The following is an 18,771-nucleotide window of genomic DNA, read 5'->3' as shown; positions in this document are numbered from 1 at the left end:
TTCTATGAAGATAGATTTTTACAGTTCAGGCCTTTCCACATTCCTTAGGTAATTTTGTTCTTTGTAAAAAGCAATAGCATCTTCAGGCTTCACCAAATAAGAAAGACCGATACCAACAACAATTGCCCAGGGGATAGTCAGAATAACTTCGCCAAGACGCCAACTACAAATTGCGAGGAGAACAATCGCTGCCTCAGCAACAATAATACGTTCTTTACCTTTTTGAGGTCGTTGTTTCCAGAAAACTGTTGCCAAAAGAGTAATAAGCAGAACCGCAAACATCCAAATCCACCCGCCTTCAACGAAGAGAGTGTAAAAAGAATTATGGAATAACCATCTGCTGTCACCACCAGGTAAGAATACATATGCTTGCCCAAAGCCTTGACCATGCCATGGTGTCTGGGAGACTTTCTCTAGCGTTGCTGTATCGATACGTGCACGTAATAAATCACTACCATCACGGTTTGCGAAAACACCCACGTGAGCGTAATTTTCTGTTAGGTAGTCCACAGCCCACACAATAAATGCAGCTAAAAGAATCTTTGTTACAAAACCAATTTTTTTCCCAAAAGTCAGCCACAAAAGCGCGAATATGTATCCGGCAAGAGAAGTACGTGATCCAGTTTCCCAGAGCAAAATACTGAAAAGTATAAAAGCTAAGAGCTTTTTCTTTCTATCATCAAGGTACGTAAAAAAGAGCAAGCCAATAAAAGCGTACCAAAGTCCGGAGACGTTCTTATCTCCAAGCCAGCCGGTCAAAAATCCAGTATAAGCATCCGGTGCAATACCAGTATAATATGCAATAGCATTAATTATCATGCCTGTTGCAATACCAAAAATCAAAGATCGTGCGTCAATTCTTTTATCGCCGATGAAAAGTGCCAAGAGAATCACGATAAAAATGCGGAATGCTCTTCGTAGAGTCTCATCGACTGTGGAAACACCAAAAACTACAGAACTTATTGTAGTATACGCAACGGCTAAGACCGCAATAACAATAAATAGGTTCAGACGTGGGTCGCTATAGTGCGCTTTTCGTGTTGAAGCGTGAGTGACGAGAATGATAGATACAGCGGATCCTAGAGGAATACCAAAATATGTTACTCCTAAAGCAAAAATAAACAGGCCATAAATGAAATCCGACATGACAATGCTGCCAACACTCTCTTTGAGATGTTTTGCTTCGGCAGTAAGAGCACCGTTCATACGTTCAGAGAGGGAAGCTGCACTCATGAGGAACTCACTTTCTGATAGATGTTCACGATATTAGCTGTCATTTCTTCTGCACTAACCCACTGCTGTTGAGAGGGTTTTTCAGTGTGTGCTTTTTGAGTAAGTTTTTGGGCAACAAGCTTGATGACGTCTTCACGGTTATCTTTAGTAATAGCAGGAACAAGACCTTCAGCGACAACAATCTCGCTGTTTCCGCCAACATCGGTGGCGATAGTTTTCATTCCAGCAATATGAGCATCAATGAGTGTATATGAAAGATTTTCCCATACTGATAGCTGAACTAGAATATCGTGTTCTGCCATGGCTTGGACAGAATCCACGAACCCTGGGAAATGGACTTTCGTCTCAATTCCAAGGATTCGTGCCTGATCTTCTAATACCTCACGTAATGGGCCGCTACCAGCAATAGTTAAATAAGCGTCAGTGTTATGTTCAGAAAAATGAGCAAACGCTTCAAGCAGTACGTCAAGACCTTTCTCTGGAGAAAGACGAGAAAGAGAAAGCACTTTTATATTTTGAGATGTTCGCTCCGTACGATAGCTTTCTAACTGCTTCAAAAGATCAGTACCGTGAACACCGTTCAGAACGACGTTCACACTAGACGCACCCCATTTACGGCGCATCTGTTCAGCCGTCGAACGGGACACCGCAATCGCAGCATCTGTACCAGCCAAGCGAACACGATGGATTCCTGCCATTAAACGAGAACGCCACGAGCTCCCATGATATACCTCATCGTTACCAGCAATACCATGCTCGGTTGTCACTAAAGACGGTACACGAACGCTTTTCTTCACCAAAGATTGCAATTTAAGACTCTGAATCACAGCACATGCCACAACATCAGAGTATGCAAGATGTGAGTGAAGGATATGAGGCTGAACCTGTTTTATTGCTGCTAACAAAGATTTAAAAGAGGTAGCAAAACCGTAGTCAGGGCCATACTGTGCGGTAATAACCTCAGTTCCTTGCTCTTGAAGCTGACGGGTGAGTTCACCTTCAGGTGCGAGGACAATCATCTGATAGCCGGGTAGCCCGGCACGTGCAGAATCTACAACGTGCCGGGCTACTCCACCAAATTCAGGAACCGGAATTGCCCAGAGAGCAACCGGCAACTGGGATGTGTCTTTTAGAGCCACTTTTCAAGCCGATCTAGAGCGGTAAAGAATCCTTCACCGTTGTTGATATGGCCCTGCCAAATTTCTGGAATAAAGGACGACTTAGGAGTCAGCTCACGAAGCTGTTTACCGAGAGCTGCCCAGTCAACATCACCTTCACCCACTTGAACGCCTTCACCGTCGACACCTTTGCCATCAACCAAATGCAAATGGATAGAGCGTGGTGCCAAAAGCTCTACCGCTTCAGACAGCGGAATCTTCAAGAAGTTTGCAGCCAACATGGTGTGTGAGATATCGAGGCATAGCGCAGTGTTATACGTATCTGAAAATTCTGCGGTGTCTTGAGGATCGAGGAAGAGGTTATGGTATTGCTGACCGCCCATCAACCAAGGATAAGGCGGCAGAGTTTGCGCCGCGATACGAACCCCAGAAGTATCTAGTTTGCCAAGAGCCTCACCAATACGCTCATACTTATCAGCGCGTGCAGAAGCAGGGATATGTCCGTCCTTAGTAAAACCACCCATAGTCACGACCATGACAGGGTCATCATCTACGGTGAAGTAACGGGTAAGGTCACGAGTAATGTCGATGGTGCGTTGAACCTCAGCGATGGAACGCTCCCAAATATCTTGGTCACGGGAGGCGAGGTCTACTAAGAAATCACCAGCAAAGAGGTCTGGCAAGTGAGTTGTAAAGCTCATGGGAAGCTTCTGGTCAAAGACATCGTCGATGTTGATTTCGAGATCTTTATAAGAGAAATGGAACTCAAGAAAATCAGGCTTCGAGTCTTCGATGAGGGGCTTGTAGTCATGGTAACGAACAGGAAGACCCCAAGGACGGTCAAAAGTGAAGTCTCGACGAGTTACGAGGTCATCTTTAAGATCCCCTTCAAAGAAGAAGGAGCCTGCTTCAACGTCACGTTGCATGGTACGTCCAACAAGCTGTGGCAGACAGTTCGGCTGGAGACCACGGCCAGGAGATTTAACAGCAACGTCAGCTTCTGAAACGACCTCGCCTTTAGCGATATCACGAGTTGCAACCAATGATTTTGCCAAGTTAACGCGGTTCATAAGTTCGCCGGTAGATACTTCACGGGGGGCTGCCGTACCAATAGCTTCTTCTACTTCACGGATTTGAGTCACCATTGCAGTGAATTCTTCTGGAAGCAACGAGACGGTGTGGTCGTTGCCTTCAAGAGTTTTATCAATAGTGAAGTGCTTTTCAATAATTTTTGCTCCGCGTGCTACAGCAGCTACAGGGACGTGATACCCGCGTTCGTGTCCGGAGTAGCCGACGAGACACTGCCCAATTTCAGCAAGACGATCCATATATGCAAGGTTGACGTCTTTGAACGGTGCCGGGTACGCAGACTGGCACTGTAAGAGAGCGTACGAAGCTCCACGGTTTTGAAGAAGTTTAACTGATTCACGAATTTCTTCTTCACGGCTCATACCGGTAGAAACCAGCATGGGTAGGCCACGAGACGCAACGTCTTCAAGCAGCTCATGGTTTGTGAGGTCGGCAGAAGCAATCTTCATACCTTGAATACCGTAATCGACAAGAGCCTGAACAGAAGGTGCATCCCACGGGGTGCACATAATGTCCATATTGTGTTCTTTGACGTGATCAAAGACTTCGTACATCTGGTCGACAGACAATGAGAAACGTGAGAGCAGGTCAAGGGTATATTGCACACCGAGGTCTTCGCCGGCAGATTGAGAACCTGCTTGACGATATAGCGCATCCATATCACGTAGCTGGAATTTCACAGCGTCTGCGCCGGTTTCTACCGCGAGGTCAACAAGACGCTTTGCTAAATCGACATCACCTTGGTGATTATTTCCGATTTCAGCAATGATAAATGCTGGGCTGTCTTGGGTAATCTCATGTTTACCGATACGAAGAACATCCTGTTCATTCATAGCGATAGCGATAAGGTGTCCTCGCTCATCGACGAGTGGAAGATGTGAGATACCTTTAGCGAATTCTGCTTTGAGAGCTGCAGTATCGGTGCCAAAGGGCACACTGTGAACGTTCTTATTCGCAACCTCAAGGGCAGAAGTTTCCAGAGATTCGGTGGGATGAGCGATCAACCAGCGACGGAAATCTCCGTCAGACAGAGCGCCTTGAAGCACGCCGGACTCGTTTACAAGAAAGATGATGCGCTGTTGGTTTGCAGAAATTTTTTGTAGAGCGGTGAGAACGGGATCCTCAGAAAACACTACATAGGGGGTGGTATTACGTTCGATAATCATGAGGAGCTACTTTCGTTATGGGTCTTAAGAATCTCGTTGAGCTGGTGTTCGGCTACAGCAAAGTCAATAGGTGCGTCAATGTCAACACCTTCTACCTCGTCGAGTAAGAAAAGCTCAATATTCTCGGCAAGACGGTTATGGTACTTTTCGTAAATTTCGGTGGCCGTGATATACATTGAGCCGTTTTCACGGTAACGGTAGGTTTCACGGGTCAGTTCTTGACGGCGGGGACGAGCCATCACCTCATATTGAGCTTGCGGTGGTTCTGTAGCAGTCCAAATGAAAGGACCGATAGGAATGACTCCCACCATAGAGTCAGAATCAGAGATAGCAAATTGACGGACGGCACGTTCAAGAGTGCCAGGTAAACGAACAGGGCTCGTTGCTTGTAAAAGCATCACAGCGTCAGGGCGTCGTCCCTGCTCTTCGACAAACTCGATAGCGTGCTCGATAACAGGCTCAGTAGCCGTAGTATCTTCCGCTAAATGAGCAGGACGCATAAAAGGAACTTCAGCCCCATATTCACGAGCGATATCTGCGAGTTCGTGGTCGTCTGTTGAAACGATGACGTCCATAATGTGTTCTGGTGCCAGAGCTTCTTTTGCTTCAAGAGCTTGTTCAATAGTCCATGCAACCAGAGGTTTACCTGCGATGAGTTTGAGGTTCTTCCGAGGGATTCCCTTAGAACCTCCGCGCACAGGAATAACGCATAGAATGCGCATTATTTCTCCAATTTTTCTGCGATGATGCGAGCGATAGTATCAGCGGGTACGGTACGCGGTTGAACCGGAGGTTCAGTGGGAGAATCGCCCCAACGATTCATGCCGTACCGTTCCCAAAACTCAATAAGCCATGGTTCTGGTTTAGGGTGATACACCCAAGAAGGAATACCTCGAATAGCAGCTTCTAAGACTCCCGTCGAGAAGATTGAAACGACTGGATGAGTCATCTCATTAAGAGGGATTGCGGACGTGTCCACAGTTATTCCTCGTTGTCCCCATAATTTATGAGTTATTAAAGACAGTTTATCCTTTTCCGAAGGATGTGGGCGATAGATTGCACCGTGATTTAGACAGAATTTATACCCAGCCCGAGCAAAAGATAAACGCGGTAGCTCAGCGCCATGCATCTGCCCTAAAAACACCGGAGTAGAATCAATACTCTCAATATCAACTTTTGGTTTCTGCGCCGCTTCATAAAATAGTTGAGAGCCTACTGTATGAACAGTAATATCTTCTCTTCCCGAGCGCCAAAAATCACCATCAGCATCACTAAAAGCTAATAGAGTTGAGTTTTCTGGTAATGGCGGAGTAAAAGGAGTCATTACGCCATGTTGAACGACAATAAACTCCCAGCCCATCTTCTGAGCATCACAATATATAGCAGCGCCTAACGGGAGATAATGTCCCAATGCCAGTACAACTTTGAAAGTAAATTGTCGAGCAAGAACATCACTATTCACTTCTTGAACCCGCCACGAGCCAGATGGAAGGAACTCTTCAACGTTCATAGGAGCTATCACTGCTACACGAGGATTCTTCAGATATTCCACAGGGCGCAACAAAGAAACAACCGAGGTAGGAGAAGTCGATTCAAGAACAATCAACAGCTCAGGTTCAGGATGATTCATATGCAGAACACCTGAAACAGCACAGGATGCGATGTTTTGTTCTTGACGTCCCTTCAACTTACGAAGTAGGTTTTTTACTCGTTGTTCTGGTTTAGAGTTAGCTTGCCATTGTTGCCAAGCAGACAAATCGCGAGGAAATTTTAAAGCCATAGAGTCTCCAAGACTTTGACGCGCTCATCAAATGTATGTTCTGCTAACGTACGACGTTTCCCTGCCTCACGAATTTTCTGAGCCCACTGTGGGTCAGCAACGATACGTCGGCATAACTCAATGAGCTCCGCGGTAGAAGAATACGTCAACACTTCAGTCCCTGGCTCATAGTATCGAGTGACATCATCACGATCAATAATTTGTAGCCCCCCAACACCAGAAGCCTCAAAGGTGCGCATCGTAAAACCGTCTTGGTCTCCATGAATGTTGAGTGTTCCGGGGGACGCCGCCATCATACCGTATGCCTGAGAACGATCTAAATCGCGACCAGTCGGCAAACCGGGGTCTTTAAACTGACGAGTTCGTGCTACATCCCACCAGTGACGTGACCATTGTTTGCCATAAGCTCGAACTGGAATACCTGCCTGATGAAGAGCCTTAAGCATACGTTCACGACCCTCATAGCGAGCACCAACAAAGCTAATATGGGTTTCTACAGACGGAGCAATCTCCATGTGTGAGTCATAGGCTAGAGGAACATCAATAGCATCAAAACCACGAGATTTTAGGTCTTGTACATCGGCAGGACTATAACTTGCGATAGGACCGATGTGGTGAAGCAACTCATCGGTATAGCGCATACGACGAAGCTCATCGTACATCCAGGTACCATAACGAACCCCTGAACGTTCAAGAGTCTCCCACCAACGGTGGCCAAGCTGGTCACCTTTGACAACCAAGACAATATCTGGTTTCTGCTCCGAGAAAACAACAATAGCTTTCTCCGTAACCTGATGCTCTAGATTCTCTGGACGAAAACGTTCAGGAAGATCATGCAAGATTTTATTCGTAATACGTTCTTGAATATTTCCAGGAGCATCATAAACGTGGGTGACAACTTCATAGCCTAGGCGGACGATAGAATCTCGAATTGTCATCCAATAACCATGGAACCCAGGAGAAACTAAGAGTAATTTCGGTTTAGTCATTATGCTCTGCAAGGCCCCGCTCAGTGAGTTCTTCTAGAGCTGTCTCCCATGCAGAGCTATCTGCACCAGGAGCTTTCCAAGACTTCTGAATAAAGTCAGCGATTGCTTCACGTGCACTCCAACGCGCCTGAGGTGCGCCCAAAGAATACGCATAAGACATATCAGCAAGAGCATGGTCAATATCGCCAGCTCGTTTGATATCCACGTGTTCGATTATCGCTTCAGAACCACCAGGAACAGCGTCAATAGAATACTGAGCTAGTTGGTCTAAGGTAATACGCTCACCTGAGCCAGCATTAATAATGCGAGGTGATTCGTCCAGTTCAGGGAGGTTTGTTAACGCCCAAATCAGAATATCTGCGACATCTTCTACATGGATAAAGTCACGGGTTTGAGTACCATCCCCATACACAGAAAGGTTCTTACCTTCACGAAGGCGTGCAAGAAAAGCCGCCAATACGCCGGTATAGGGGTTATGGAGGGCCTGTCCCGGACCGATAACGTTCTGTGGACGGACGATAGTTGCCGGCACTTTGCCAGCAACTACCTCACGGACGATATCTTCACCTTCAGATTTAGTTTCACCATATACAGATAATGGTTTGTGAGGATCTGACTCTTTAGTTGCACGCTCAGCAGAACCTTCTCCATAAACAGCTCGTGAGCTCAGCGAAACAAGAGGAGCATTCCATTTAACGGCATATTCTGCTGCATATCGGGTACCGTCAACGTTCACGCTACGGTAACGCTCAGTTTCATACATAGACTGAGCTGTTCCGGTCTCAGCCGCAAGGTGAATAATGGCATCAGCGCCTTCAAGGTTCTCCCATGTTTCGGGAAGCGCCACATCACCAACAATAATCTTTCCGGGGAACTGCGCTTTTTCTGATTCAATATCTTGATGCACTTGCTCTAACAAGCTATCGAGCGCAACAACTTCATGCCCTTGTTCAACAAGTTTTTTTGCGGTTTTCAGACCAATAAATCCAACGCCGCCAGTAAGTAAAATTTTCATGTTTCCCTAAATTTTATATAGATAAGATACGAGTATTTTTAATTAGTTTAGAGGTTTAGCAGGAACACCGGCAACCACTGCCCCAGCAGGAACATCTTTTGTCACAACAGCACCAGCACCAATAGTGGCTCTTTCTCCGATAGTGACCCCTCCGAGGATAATTGCTCGTCCACCTATAAAACTATGACGACCTAATAATTGGACCAGTTTTTTGCAACACATCATGGTCCATCAAATCATGGGAACCATTAGAAATGGTTACGCCGTCTGTAATCATCACATCATCGTGAACTTCAATAGTATCCACAGCATGAATGTGTACGCGATGTCCTAAATAGACGTTATTACCAATCACCAAAGATCCATTAGCTTCAGCTTGAAGCCAACTTTTTTCATAGACGGCAACATTGTTACCAATACTGATATGGTCGATACCGCGTAAAGAGAGCGGAGAAACAATAACGCTGTTCAGCCCAAACGTTTTAAACCCACGGGAATAAAGCGTCTTAGAAATAACAGCGCTATAGTGCCAGCGAAGGGAGGGAACCGTCTCAACGATTTTCTGAGCAATATTCATCTTCTAATGGCCTTTCAGATAGCTGAGTTCTTTAGAAAAAAATATCCATATGAATATATTTTATTCATTAAAACATTTACAGATTCCAAATCCGACAAATAGAATACGGGTCGGAAATCTCGTCTCTGAACCATCCCAACGTACCCTTTAAATACCTCACAAAGATAATATATTTCACAATAAATCTTCCTTTAGAGAAAATATTGTAAGACAAGGAAAGATTATCCTAATTGCCCCAACTCTACGAGCTTTGCAAACTCTGAATTTGATAATTGAACTTCTTCAAAAGTCCCAATATCTTGAATTACACCATCTGATAAAAATACAACTTGATCAACTTTGCGAATGGTTGACAAACGATGGGCTACAATAATCACAGTAATTTCTTGAGATATTTTATTAATCGTTTCCGTAATGCGATGCTCAGTCTCATTATCTAAAGCAGCTGTTGCTTCATCCAGCACAAGTATAGATGGACGACGATACATTGCACGAGCTATACCGAGACGCTGACGTTGCCCTCCAGACAGCCTAGATCCCTGCTCCCCAATTTTTTGGTCAAGACCATATTCCATAGACTTAACAAAGTCATCAAGCTCCGCCATTCTGAGACATTCCCAGACACGTTTCAAATCAATTTCATTTTCACGTAGCCCAAAAGCAACAGCTTCTTTGACCGTCGAATCCCCCAAAAATACGTCTTGAGGAACATAACCTATGTAGGAAAACCAGTCTTCTCTATCATCATGAATATTTTTATCGTTGCAAAGAACCCGACCTGAATCAGGTTCTATCAGCCCAAGGATAATATCAACCAAGGTTGTTTTCCCCGAACCTGATCCTCCTACAAATGCGATGGATGTGCCTTGAGGAATCACAAGGTTTATATCGTTTAAAACGTTCTTTTGACCATCAGGATATTTAAACGATAAGTCTTCAATAACTAAGTCTATAGGAATAACAGCATCATTGATATTAGCAAATCTCCCGATTTCTGGATCTTTACCGATTAAAGAAAACTCACCATTCTTACCCAGTTCCTCTAAATCTTTTTCAAGAACTTCGACTCCTTTCTCACCAATACGCGCGTATCCGATAGAAGCTACCAGACGAGTAAAGCTAGGGAGCATACGGACACAGGCACCAGAGAAAAGAAGAAGGAACGGGGCTGAAGAATCACCGTTCTTAAGTGTCAAGACACCCAAAAGTAGGGCAAGCCCAATAATAAAAACTATCTCCAAAATATATTTTGGCAAATCTTGATAGAAGATACCTCGACGAGAAGCCTCCACGAAAATAGAACGTTTATTCTGATACCCATAGACAGATCTTTGAGTTACACCGTGCATCAAGTTTTCTCTAAACCCCATGATTGATTCCATGGCAGATTTTATAGAATCTTCTGCAGCATTAATAATTTTTGCCCCTTGTTCTGAATTTCTTTTTTTGAGGAAAAACTGTAATAAAAAGGCAAAGAAGCCGAAATACGCAAAGGCTACGAAAGCAGTCTCAGGAATAACAGCAACTAACAGTACAAGAATCACTACAATTGTGAACAACTCACCCAAAGCAGATACCACTCCACCCACATAGGTTGTATAAGCTTGATTTGCAGCAGTATCAATAGCCCGAAGTGTCTCAGCTGTTGGGCGATTGCGATTAACTAGGTAGGGTTCATTTGAGTACTTATTTAAAAGACTGACAGAGGCTGTAGTCTGTTGCCTCGCAATAAAGATAGAGCTCCACCATTTAATAGCAAGAGAAGCTACACCTTTAAAAATAAAAGAGAATATTAACAATATACTCAGGTAAATTATCAGCTGCGATCTACCAGGATTCCCCAAAAAATCAGATATCCACGACAAGTATCCATTTATTTCACTCCCAGTTGCCAATTGGACTATCGGCATAATAGCAGCGATACCCACCATGTCGAACAAAGCAAGAAGGAATAAACCAATTACGTTCAAAATAAGAATGAAAAACCTCTTTCCAGGAAACAGAATTCTCATTCTCTGATATATTTTTTTCATTGATTTTCCTTAGAACTAAAGCTTTTATCGTAATGGAGTAGGGAAGCATACGAAAATGCTCATATGCTTCCCTTCCTCATAGTTTGAGGATTATACCCTATTAGTTTGAACGTCCGTTGAACAGGCTCGTTACTGATCCTTCGTCGAATACTTCCTTAATCGCTCGAGCAAGAAGCGGAGCAATAGAAAGTACTGTGAGGTTCTCGAATTGGTGGTCTTCTCCCACAGGGAGGGTATTAGTCACGACCACTTCAGAAGCACCTGATTGTGAGAGACGCTCAACTGCTGGATCAGAGAATACGGGATGAGTTGCCGCAATAATTACATCTTTTGCGCCGTTATCGGTGAGCACCTTCACCGCGCCAGAAATGGTTCCTCCGGTGTCAATCATGTCGTCGATTAGAACACAGGTACGGCCTTCAACATTACCGACAACTGTTTTTGATACAGCCTTATTAGGAACATTGATATCACGAGTTTTGTGGACGAAAGCTAGAGGCGCACCGCCGAGAAGCTCTGCCCATTGCTCAGCGACTCGAACTCGTCCAGTATCAGGAGATACCACAGTGATGTTGCTGATATCTTCAACCTGTTCTCGTACGTACTCCGCCAAAAGTGGAATGGCCATGAGGTGGTCAACAGGTCCGTCAAAGAATCCCTGAATCTGCGCTGTATGCAAGTCAACGCTCATGAGACGATCTGCACCAGCAGTTTTGTATAGGTCTGCAACAAGACGAGCAGAGATAGGTTCACGTCCCTTATGCTTTTTATCCTGACGAGCGTAGGGGTAAAAAGGTGAGACAACCGTAATAGAACGGGCAGAAGCACGTTTAAGGGAATCAATCATGATGAGCTGTTCCATCACCCACTCATTAATAGGAGCAGGGTGAGACTGAATCACAAAAGCATCTGCACCACGAACAGATTCCTCATAGCGCACGTATGTTTCACCGTTCGCAAAAGTATATGCGGAAGTAGGAAGAACCTCACATCCGAGTTCTTGAGCAATTTCTTTGGCGAGTTCGGGGTGGGCTCGTCCTGAAACAAGAACCATCTTCTTTTCGCCAGGATTAGTAATTGCAGTCATTTTATTTATTGCTCTCCTCGGAAGAGTTTTTCGCTTCTGCACCCGCAGCTTCAGCAGCTTCAGCCGCCTCCGTACCTGCGCGGTTTTTGACAACCCAGCCTTCGATATTACGCTGGGGAGCTACGTTAACAGCTAGCGCACCGGCAGGAACATCCTGTCGAATAACTGTTCCGGCGCCGGAATACGCGCCGTCGCCGACATTAACCGGAGCAACATACATGTTATCTGAACCCATGCGAACATATGATCCGATAGTTGATCGGTGTTTATTGACGCCGTCGTAATTGACAAAAATAGAGGCGGCACCGATATTGGAGTGGTCTCCGATGGTGACGTCACCGGCATATGAGAGGTGAGGAAGTTTTGAACCTTTACCGATGGTTGCATTCTTTGTTTCGACGAATGTGCCGATTTTACCAGATTCGCCGAGAACAGTTCCGGGACGAAGGTATGCGAAAGGCCCAACAGTAGCATCATCGCCGATGGTTGCTTCTGAACCATGAGTGCGTGACACTTGAGCATGCTGACCGACAGTAACATCCGCCAGGGTGGAATCAGGTCCGATAATGGACCCAGTTCCGATACGCGTTGTACCGTGTAACTGTGTGCCAGGAAGAATAGTAACGTCTGACTCAATTTCTACAGTGGAGTCAATCCATGTATTTTGAGTGTCTACGATAGTGACGCCGTTACGCATATGAAGTTCTAGGGTACGGTCGTTAAGTTTTCGTCCAAGCTGAGCTAGCTGTACACGGTCATTTGCACCTTCAACTTCCCAACGGTCTTCAATCGCAAGGGCAGCAGTGCGATGTCCTGCTTCACGAGCGATGTGAAGAACATCTGTAATATATTTTTCGCCTTGCGCATTATCGGTTGTTACCTGTGCAAGAGATTCACGAAGAACTTTAGCGTCAAAAGCATAAATACCCGAGTTAATTTCGGTGATAGCCAGCTGTTCGGGGGTAGCGTCCTTCGCTTCGACAATGGCGGTAACTTCACCAGCCTGATTACGGATGATACGCCCATAAGCACCAGGCTCATCAAGGTGCGCAGTCAGAACGGTAACCGCGTTATGATCTTTTTCATGGAAAGCAATTAGCTCTTGCAGTGTCTGAGCACGCAAAAGGGGAACGTCTCCGTAAGTAACTACAACAGTTCCAGAAACTTCCCCTTGTTCGTCAAGACCAAGTAAACCAACTTCAACAGCACGACCAGTGCCAGGAATGTCATCTTGATCTACAATATGCACGTCACTGTCGAACGCAACAACGTGTTCGGCGACGCGATCTCGTTGATGTCGAACAACAACAGCTAATTTTTTAGGATTGAGTTCACGAGCCGCGGCAATTGCGTGCTCTACCATTGAACGCCCCCCGATGCCGTGCATGACTTTCGGCTTCTCAGATTTCATGCGAGTCCCAGCCCCAGCGGCTAGAACAATAACAGCGGACGGGGCGAGTTTTTCTGCGATATTCACAGTTTAGGACTCCTCGAGGGTGGGAAACGGTTACTTCAATGTAGTTATCTATATAGCTGAAGTTAACCTTGCTCCGCCACTAGGACTCGAACCTAGAATAACGGCTCCAAAGGCCGCTGTGTTGCCTATTACACCATGGCGGATTGTCAGTATTTTCTCGGTTTGTAGACCTTGAATCAACCAGACGATTCACTATCATACCAAAGCTGAGCGAATATCAAAATTCCCTCGCTTTGATTTATCCCACTTTTATTATTCTTAGTGTCCTAGCCACGCAATAATCACTTCAAGAGATTTTTCGATTTCTTTCACAGCTTTCTCTGCAGCTTTAGATCCACGACGATAGGGGTCAGCGATATCGTCTTTAGCGAGGGGTTCGCTATCGTGCTGTTTCATATAGGAAATAGGGTCTGAACGACGTCCAGCGCCCTCACGCAGGCGAGACATCTCACGCAACAAACGAACTTTAGAACGGTATTGCGGCCATTCCTGCACGATCCAGTCAAGATGGGCACGCTCCATCACTAATACTAATTCCGACTCAGCTAAGAGTCGGGTATTAATCTGCTTTGCTTGATGCCCAAGATACGGCACTCCACGACGGTCTAGTTCTTTGTCAATATGTGAAGCGACTGAGCTTCCAACAACAGCACCAGTTCCAGCACTATCAAAAATCCACGGCGAATCAGAAGGAACCATAGACTGCGCAAGATACTGAGCAGAAGCACTACGCGCGATGTTTCCGGTACACACAAAAAGAATCTTTTTTGCGTTATCAGGAACCTTTCGCGGAATAGGCGCGGCAGGAGTAATCGAAGTCTTAGGAGTCTCCTCCGAGATAGTAGAAATCTGTTCCGTAACTGGGCTGGGAGCTTCACGCTTGACAGGTGAAGGAACCTCATGCTTGCGCCGCTTGTTTCCCCCCAAGAGGTTCTTCAGCGCCCTTAAGCCAAATTTCGCCATGCTCCTCATTTCCTTAAGATACGTTCTTGTGCCAATAAGATATTTTGACTCAGAGTCTAATTTTAGCAAGACTTCTTTAACGCAACCGACTAATCATTACCTGTCCCCTAAACAGTGTATTACCCATCGTTTAGAAAATACTCACACTAAAAACACTCTTCCTGCACTTACTTAAAGCGAAGCATAAAGACCGCAAACTATGTAGGCTATATATGTGGCACATTTACTTGGCGGAGAATCACTCCATTTAGAGTTTCCTACACGCACTATTTTTGAAGGTATCACCGTAGGCGTTAACGAGGGACACCGTATCGGCATCGTCGGCAAAAACGGTGACGGAAAATCAACCTTGCTATCCCTTCTTGCAGGACGACTACAACCAGATAGTGGGAAAGTAACCGTCCGCTCTGGAACACGCATCGGATTTCTCACCCAAGCCGACACTCTCAACAATGAGCACGCCGTCGGTGAAGCAATTGTTGGCAACACTCCAGAATATGAATGGGCATCAAACCCTAAAATTCGTGATGTCATTAACGGCCTCGTCAATGACCTTGATTGGGATGCTAATGTCTCTTCTCTCTCAGGAGGTCAACGCCGGTGTGTCGCACTAGCCGCACTATTAGCTGGAGATTGGGACGTCCTCATGCTCGACGAACCGACCAACCATCTCGATGTAGAAGCTATTACGTGGCTAGCAAACCACCTCAAAAATCGGTGGTCCAAACACGCTGGTGGATTACTCACCGTCACACACGACCGATGGTTCCTTGACGAAGTATGCACTGACACATGGGAAGTGCATGACGGAATCGTCGAACCATTTGAAGGTGGTTACGCAGCTTATATCCTGCAACGAGTCGAAAGAGACCGACAAGCAGCAGTTACCGAAGCAAAACGTCAAAACCTCATGCGTAAAGAACTTGCGTGGTTAAGACGAGGTGCACCAGCGCGAACCTCAAAACCAAAATTCCGTATTGAAGCAGCCAACGAGCTTATTGCCGATGTCCCTCCCCCACGCAACACTATCGAACTATCGCGGATGGCAGTTTCACGTTTAGGAAAAGACGTTGTCGATATCGAAAATGTTTCTGTCTGCTACCCTGAACCAGAAAACCCACAGCAACAAAAAGAAGTCCTCAAAAATATCACTTGGCACATTGCGCCAGGAGAACGCACCGGAATACTCGGCGTCAACGGTGCCGGAAAATCAACGCTTCTAGGACTAGTTACGGGTGCCGTTACACCGGTTAGCGGAAAAGTAAAGCACGGAAAGACCGTTAAAATTGCTACACTTACTCAGCAACTAGAGGGACTCAAAGAAGTTGAACATGACAGAGTTTCAGAAGTAATCTCTCGTAAAAAAACCTCCTATGTTGCCGACGGTAAAGAGATGACGCCTGGGCAGCTTCTTGAACGTTTAGGATTCACAACAGCACAGTTATCTACCCCTGTTAAAGATTTATCAGGTGGGCAGAAAAGACGCTTACAACTTTTACTCATTCTCTTAGACGAGCCAAATGTCCTCATCCTCGATGAACCGTCTAACGACCTTGATACGGACATGCTCGCAGCCATGGAAGACCTACTCGATACCTGGCCAGGAACACTACTTGTTGTCTCACACGACAGATATCTTATGGAACGTGTAACCGACCAGCAATACGCCATTATTGATGGAAACTTCCGCCATCTACCCGGCGGGGTTGAAGAATACGTGAATCTTTCTACTATGGGAAAGGGCGGAAGCTCTGCTGGAAACGGCTCTGGAGCATACGCACTCCACAAAAATTCTGCAGAAGATGAAAGCCAACCCAAAATTTCTGGGGCAGAACTTCGAGCAGCTCAAAAAGAGATGAACCAGATAGATCGTAAGATGTCTAAACTCAGTTCAGAAAAAGAACGGATTTCTTCCATCATGGCAGAACACGACCCTACCGATTTTGCAGGGTTAGGAAAACTACAGCAAGAAATCAGTGAACTTGACGCTGCCATCGAAGAGCTGGAGCTACGCTGGCTCGACCTCTCCGAAATTCTTGAGTAGTTTATGACTTCAAAGTCATAGTCCATAGCATTATAGATAAATAGTAAATTTTACAAAAATAATTACCCAGTAGATAATTTTGGAAAGAACGCATGTCTCATTCTAATTCGATATCTTCTGCTCAGATATCTAAAAAACCTCAAACAACACGAGCACAATGGATCGATACGGCACGGGGGATAGCCGTGTTTCTTGTTGTTTTTCAACATAGCTTAATCATTTTAAAAAATAGTCTAGAAATCAAACTTCCCCAATGGTTACTTTTATTCGGGGATTTCTTAATCCTCTTTAGAATGCCCACGTTATGTTTGGTATCTGGCATCTTCCTCTATAAAAAAGTCAGTGAACCCAAAGATAAATACTGGGTTAATCGAGTTCTTAGACTCGGCTACCTATACTTTATATGGAGCATGGTTTATATCATTGCACATGTAGCCTTTGCTGCAACTAGCCCACAGGAAAATGTTACAAAAGAATTTCTACATTGGGCAAAAATCACTGTTACTCTTCACTCCGAACTTTGGTATTTCTTTGCGCTTATGTTCTTCTACGCATATTGGCGCGTTACTCTCAAAATACCAAAATTAGTGCAGCTCCCCGTTATCATTATTTTCTACATTCTTTATGCTTCAGATACCATCGTAACAAGTTCATGGGGTTGGGATCACACATTTCAATATCTTCTATATTTCATGTTTGGGGCTTGGTTCGGACCCAAGATACTCAAAACCGTACCGAAATTATCTTACATTTACGGGGCAATTCTTACCTCAATAGTCTTTGGAATATTTACACTCTATATAATTGCAGGAAATCGAGAGTACTTTCCTTGGATAGAAACTATCGCTGGACCCATCGCATTGTTCTGGTTCATTTGGATGTGTTCTAAAATCGACGATATTATTCCAGTTAACAGTTTAACGAGGTTCTTAGGTTTTAGAACGTTACCAATATACGCATTGCATTTTATTCTCTTAGAAGCAGTTATTCCATTGGTGGGGAAAATCCTCGGAACAAATTTTTCGACTTTAGAATATATTCTATTACCATGGTTCCTTACAATTATCATTACTCTTATATGCCTTATTATCTGGAAGATGACATATAAAGTGGCTCCTTTCATGTATGACCTGCCTCGCAGGTTCTACCGGTAAGAACCTAAATGGGGTGTGCGAAACTAAGAATTTTCGTACACCCCATTTTTATGTTATTGAATGTATGCAGCGATAGCGTAACCACCACGTCTTCGCAAAGACGATGCAAGTTTTTGAGCTTCTTCAGACGAATCCATCAGCAAAACAATGGTAGGGCCAGAGCCTGATACAAAACTTGCAATCAGCCCTTCAGACTCTATCCCTAATACCTTCGTTAGCTCTGGAGCCAACGCGCAAGCAGGCGCCTCTAAATCATTACGGATATACCGTGAAATTTCATAGAGACGAGCAATAGGAGCTGTATCAGCAACCAAAGCTTCTAAAAGACCGTCGGGAACCGCTAAAACATCTTCTGCAGGTTGATAATCTCCGTGCGTACGGCCCCTGTCCAACTCATGAAAGACGGTTGGTGTAGAAAGCCCTCGAGCTGAAGAAACCAACACAACAGGTAAAGGCTCCACGGTAGAAGGCAGCTCCAGCGGTTGAAGCTGATCTCCTACCCCACTTCCAATAGCAATACCTGAGTGAAGGGCAAAAGGAACGTCAGCGCCTAAAGATGCCGCAATACGGTGGTATGTGCCATCAGATAGTAATGACGTTGTCATAGAACTTTTGAGGAGAAACTCATCTACGGCGCAAATTGCTGCTGCAGCATCAGCTGAACCGCCACCCATACCACCAGCAACAGGAACAGCTTTCACCAAATGAATACGGAATGCAACGTCATGTGTTCCTAACCCATGTTCGTGAAGAACGGCCTCAGCAGCACGATACGCAAGATTACGAGAATCTAAAGGAACAACAGATAAGTCGAACTCCCCGTCTTGTTGCATTTGGTCTAGTAATGAATCAGAAGCAACTTCTGCACTGAGCGTTATGCCGGCATTTTTAGCGCTATGAATACTAATAGTTTCTTTTAACGAAGTCGAAGCGTACAAGCTGGCAACAGGATGATAGCCGTTAGCTTCGGGGGCACCTACCGCAAAATACATATTAACTTTGCCGTGTCCGTAAGCAACAACTGATAGTTGGGAAGCACTCATAGG

General features: G+C 45.1%; 16 protein-coding genes and 1 tRNA gene. 2 read left to right on the top strand and 15 right to left on the bottom strand.

Annotation, left to right across the window (positions count from 1 at the left end; genetic code table 11):
* Positions 1-18 precede the first annotated feature (18 nt).
* The 14 genes from ACN084_RS07110 to ACN084_RS07045 form a co-directional block, all read right to left on the bottom strand.
* A complete protein-coding gene (locus ACN084_RS07110) occupies positions 19-1,233 on the bottom strand; it encodes a zinc ABC transporter permease (RefSeq protein ID WP_419106378.1) in 1,215 nt (404 codons plus the stop codon).
* Positions 1,230-2,372: a glycosyltransferase gene (locus ACN084_RS07105; RefSeq protein WP_419106377.1), complete on the bottom strand. Its 1,143-nt coding sequence runs from the start codon at positions 2,370-2,372 to the stop codon at positions 1,230-1,232. Before ACN084_RS07105 ends, ACN084_RS07110 begins: the two co-directional genes overlap by 4 nt.
* Positions 2,363-4,606 (bottom strand): N-acetylneuraminate synthase family protein, encoded by a 2,244-nt coding sequence (locus ACN084_RS07100; RefSeq protein WP_419106376.1) that lies wholly within the window; start codon positions 4,604-4,606, stop codon positions 2,363-2,365. Before ACN084_RS07100 ends, ACN084_RS07105 begins: the two co-directional genes overlap by 10 nt.
* Entirely contained in the window at positions 4,603-5,328 is a 726-nt protein-coding gene (locus ACN084_RS07095) for a cytidylyltransferase domain-containing protein (protein WP_419106375.1), read from the bottom strand. The genes ACN084_RS07100 and ACN084_RS07095 overlap by 4 nt, the downstream gene beginning before the upstream one ends.
* Positions 5,328-6,386 carry an RNA-binding protein gene (locus ACN084_RS07090; RefSeq protein ID WP_419106374.1) on the bottom strand — a complete coding sequence of 353 codons (1,059 nt, stop codon included), beginning with the start codon at positions 6,384-6,386 and terminating at the stop codon, positions 5,328-5,330. Before ACN084_RS07090 ends, ACN084_RS07095 begins: the two co-directional genes overlap by 1 nt.
* Positions 6,377-7,375 (bottom strand): CgeB family protein, encoded by a 999-nt coding sequence (locus ACN084_RS07085; RefSeq protein ID WP_419106373.1) that lies wholly within the window; start codon positions 7,373-7,375, stop codon positions 6,377-6,379. The genes ACN084_RS07090 and ACN084_RS07085 overlap by 10 nt, the downstream gene beginning before the upstream one ends.
* The gene (locus ACN084_RS07080) at positions 7,368-8,390 is read right to left on the bottom strand and encodes an NAD-dependent epimerase/dehydratase family protein (protein WP_419106372.1); all 1,023 of its coding nucleotides are present in this window, start codon (positions 8,388-8,390) and stop codon (positions 7,368-7,370) included. The genes ACN084_RS07085 and ACN084_RS07080 overlap by 8 nt, the downstream gene beginning before the upstream one ends.
* A 42-nt stretch (positions 8,391-8,432) precedes the next feature.
* Complete coding sequence (locus tag ACN084_RS07075) at positions 8,433-8,615, bottom strand: DapH/DapD/GlmU-related protein (protein WP_419106371.1); 183 nt, start codon at positions 8,613-8,615, stop codon at positions 8,433-8,435.
* Positions 8,572-8,967 (bottom strand): acyltransferase, encoded by a 396-nt coding sequence (locus ACN084_RS07070; protein WP_419106370.1) that lies wholly within the window; start codon positions 8,965-8,967, stop codon positions 8,572-8,574. Before ACN084_RS07070 ends, ACN084_RS07075 begins: the two co-directional genes overlap by 44 nt.
* 221 nt (positions 8,968-9,188) lie before the next feature.
* Positions 9,189-11,000 carry an ABC transporter ATP-binding protein gene (locus tag ACN084_RS07065; RefSeq protein ID WP_419106369.1) on the bottom strand — a complete coding sequence of 604 codons (1,812 nt, stop codon included), beginning with the start codon at positions 10,998-11,000 and terminating at the stop codon, positions 9,189-9,191.
* Between the two features lie 100 nt (positions 11,001-11,100).
* The gene (locus ACN084_RS07060) at positions 11,101-12,087 is read right to left on the bottom strand and encodes a ribose-phosphate diphosphokinase (protein ID WP_419106368.1); all 987 of its coding nucleotides are present in this window, start codon (positions 12,085-12,087) and stop codon (positions 11,101-11,103) included.
* Position 12,088: 1 nt separating this feature from the next.
* Entirely contained in the window at positions 12,089-13,558 is a 1,470-nt protein-coding gene (gene glmU, locus ACN084_RS07055) for a bifunctional UDP-N-acetylglucosamine diphosphorylase/glucosamine-1-phosphate N-acetyltransferase GlmU (protein WP_419106399.1), read from the bottom strand.
* A gap of 77 nt (positions 13,559-13,635) precedes the next feature.
* Positions 13,636-13,707, bottom strand: a tRNA-Gln gene (locus ACN084_RS07050).
* Positions 13,708-13,822: 115 nt separating this feature from the next.
* The gene (locus ACN084_RS07045; protein WP_419106367.1) at positions 13,823-14,527 is read right to left on the bottom strand and encodes a hypothetical protein; all 705 of its coding nucleotides are present in this window, start codon (positions 14,525-14,527) and stop codon (positions 13,823-13,825) included.
* 214 nt (positions 14,528-14,741) lie between these two features.
* On the opposite strand from ACN084_RS07045, the gene ACN084_RS07040 reads away from it, so the two are divergent.
* Together ACN084_RS07040 and ACN084_RS07035 are read left to right on the top strand one after the other, a co-directional pair.
* Complete coding sequence (locus ACN084_RS07040) at positions 14,742-16,571, top strand: ABC-F family ATP-binding cassette domain-containing protein (protein WP_419106366.1); 1,830 nt, start codon at positions 14,742-14,744, stop codon at positions 16,569-16,571.
* 92 nt (positions 16,572-16,663) lie between these two features.
* Complete coding sequence (locus ACN084_RS07035) at positions 16,664-17,725, top strand: acyltransferase family protein (protein WP_419106365.1); 1,062 nt, start codon at positions 16,664-16,666, stop codon at positions 17,723-17,725.
* Between the two features lie 53 nt (positions 17,726-17,778).
* Here the strand turns inward: ACN084_RS07035 and ACN084_RS07030 are convergent, their stop codons facing one another.
* Positions 17,779-18,768, bottom strand: a complete 990-nt coding sequence (locus tag ACN084_RS07030; RefSeq protein WP_419106364.1) for a 4-diphosphocytidyl-2C-methyl-D-erythritol kinase — start codon at positions 18,766-18,768, stop codon at positions 17,779-17,781.
* Positions 18,769-18,771: the final 3 nt, after the last annotated feature.

The organism is Rothia sp. P7208, assembly GCF_048512915.1.
Taxonomy (GTDB): domain Bacteria; phylum Actinomycetota; class Actinomycetes; order Actinomycetales; family Micrococcaceae; genus Rothia.
Note: the sequence above shows the minus strand (reverse complement) of the source record. Positions and strands in the feature narration are given on the sequence as shown.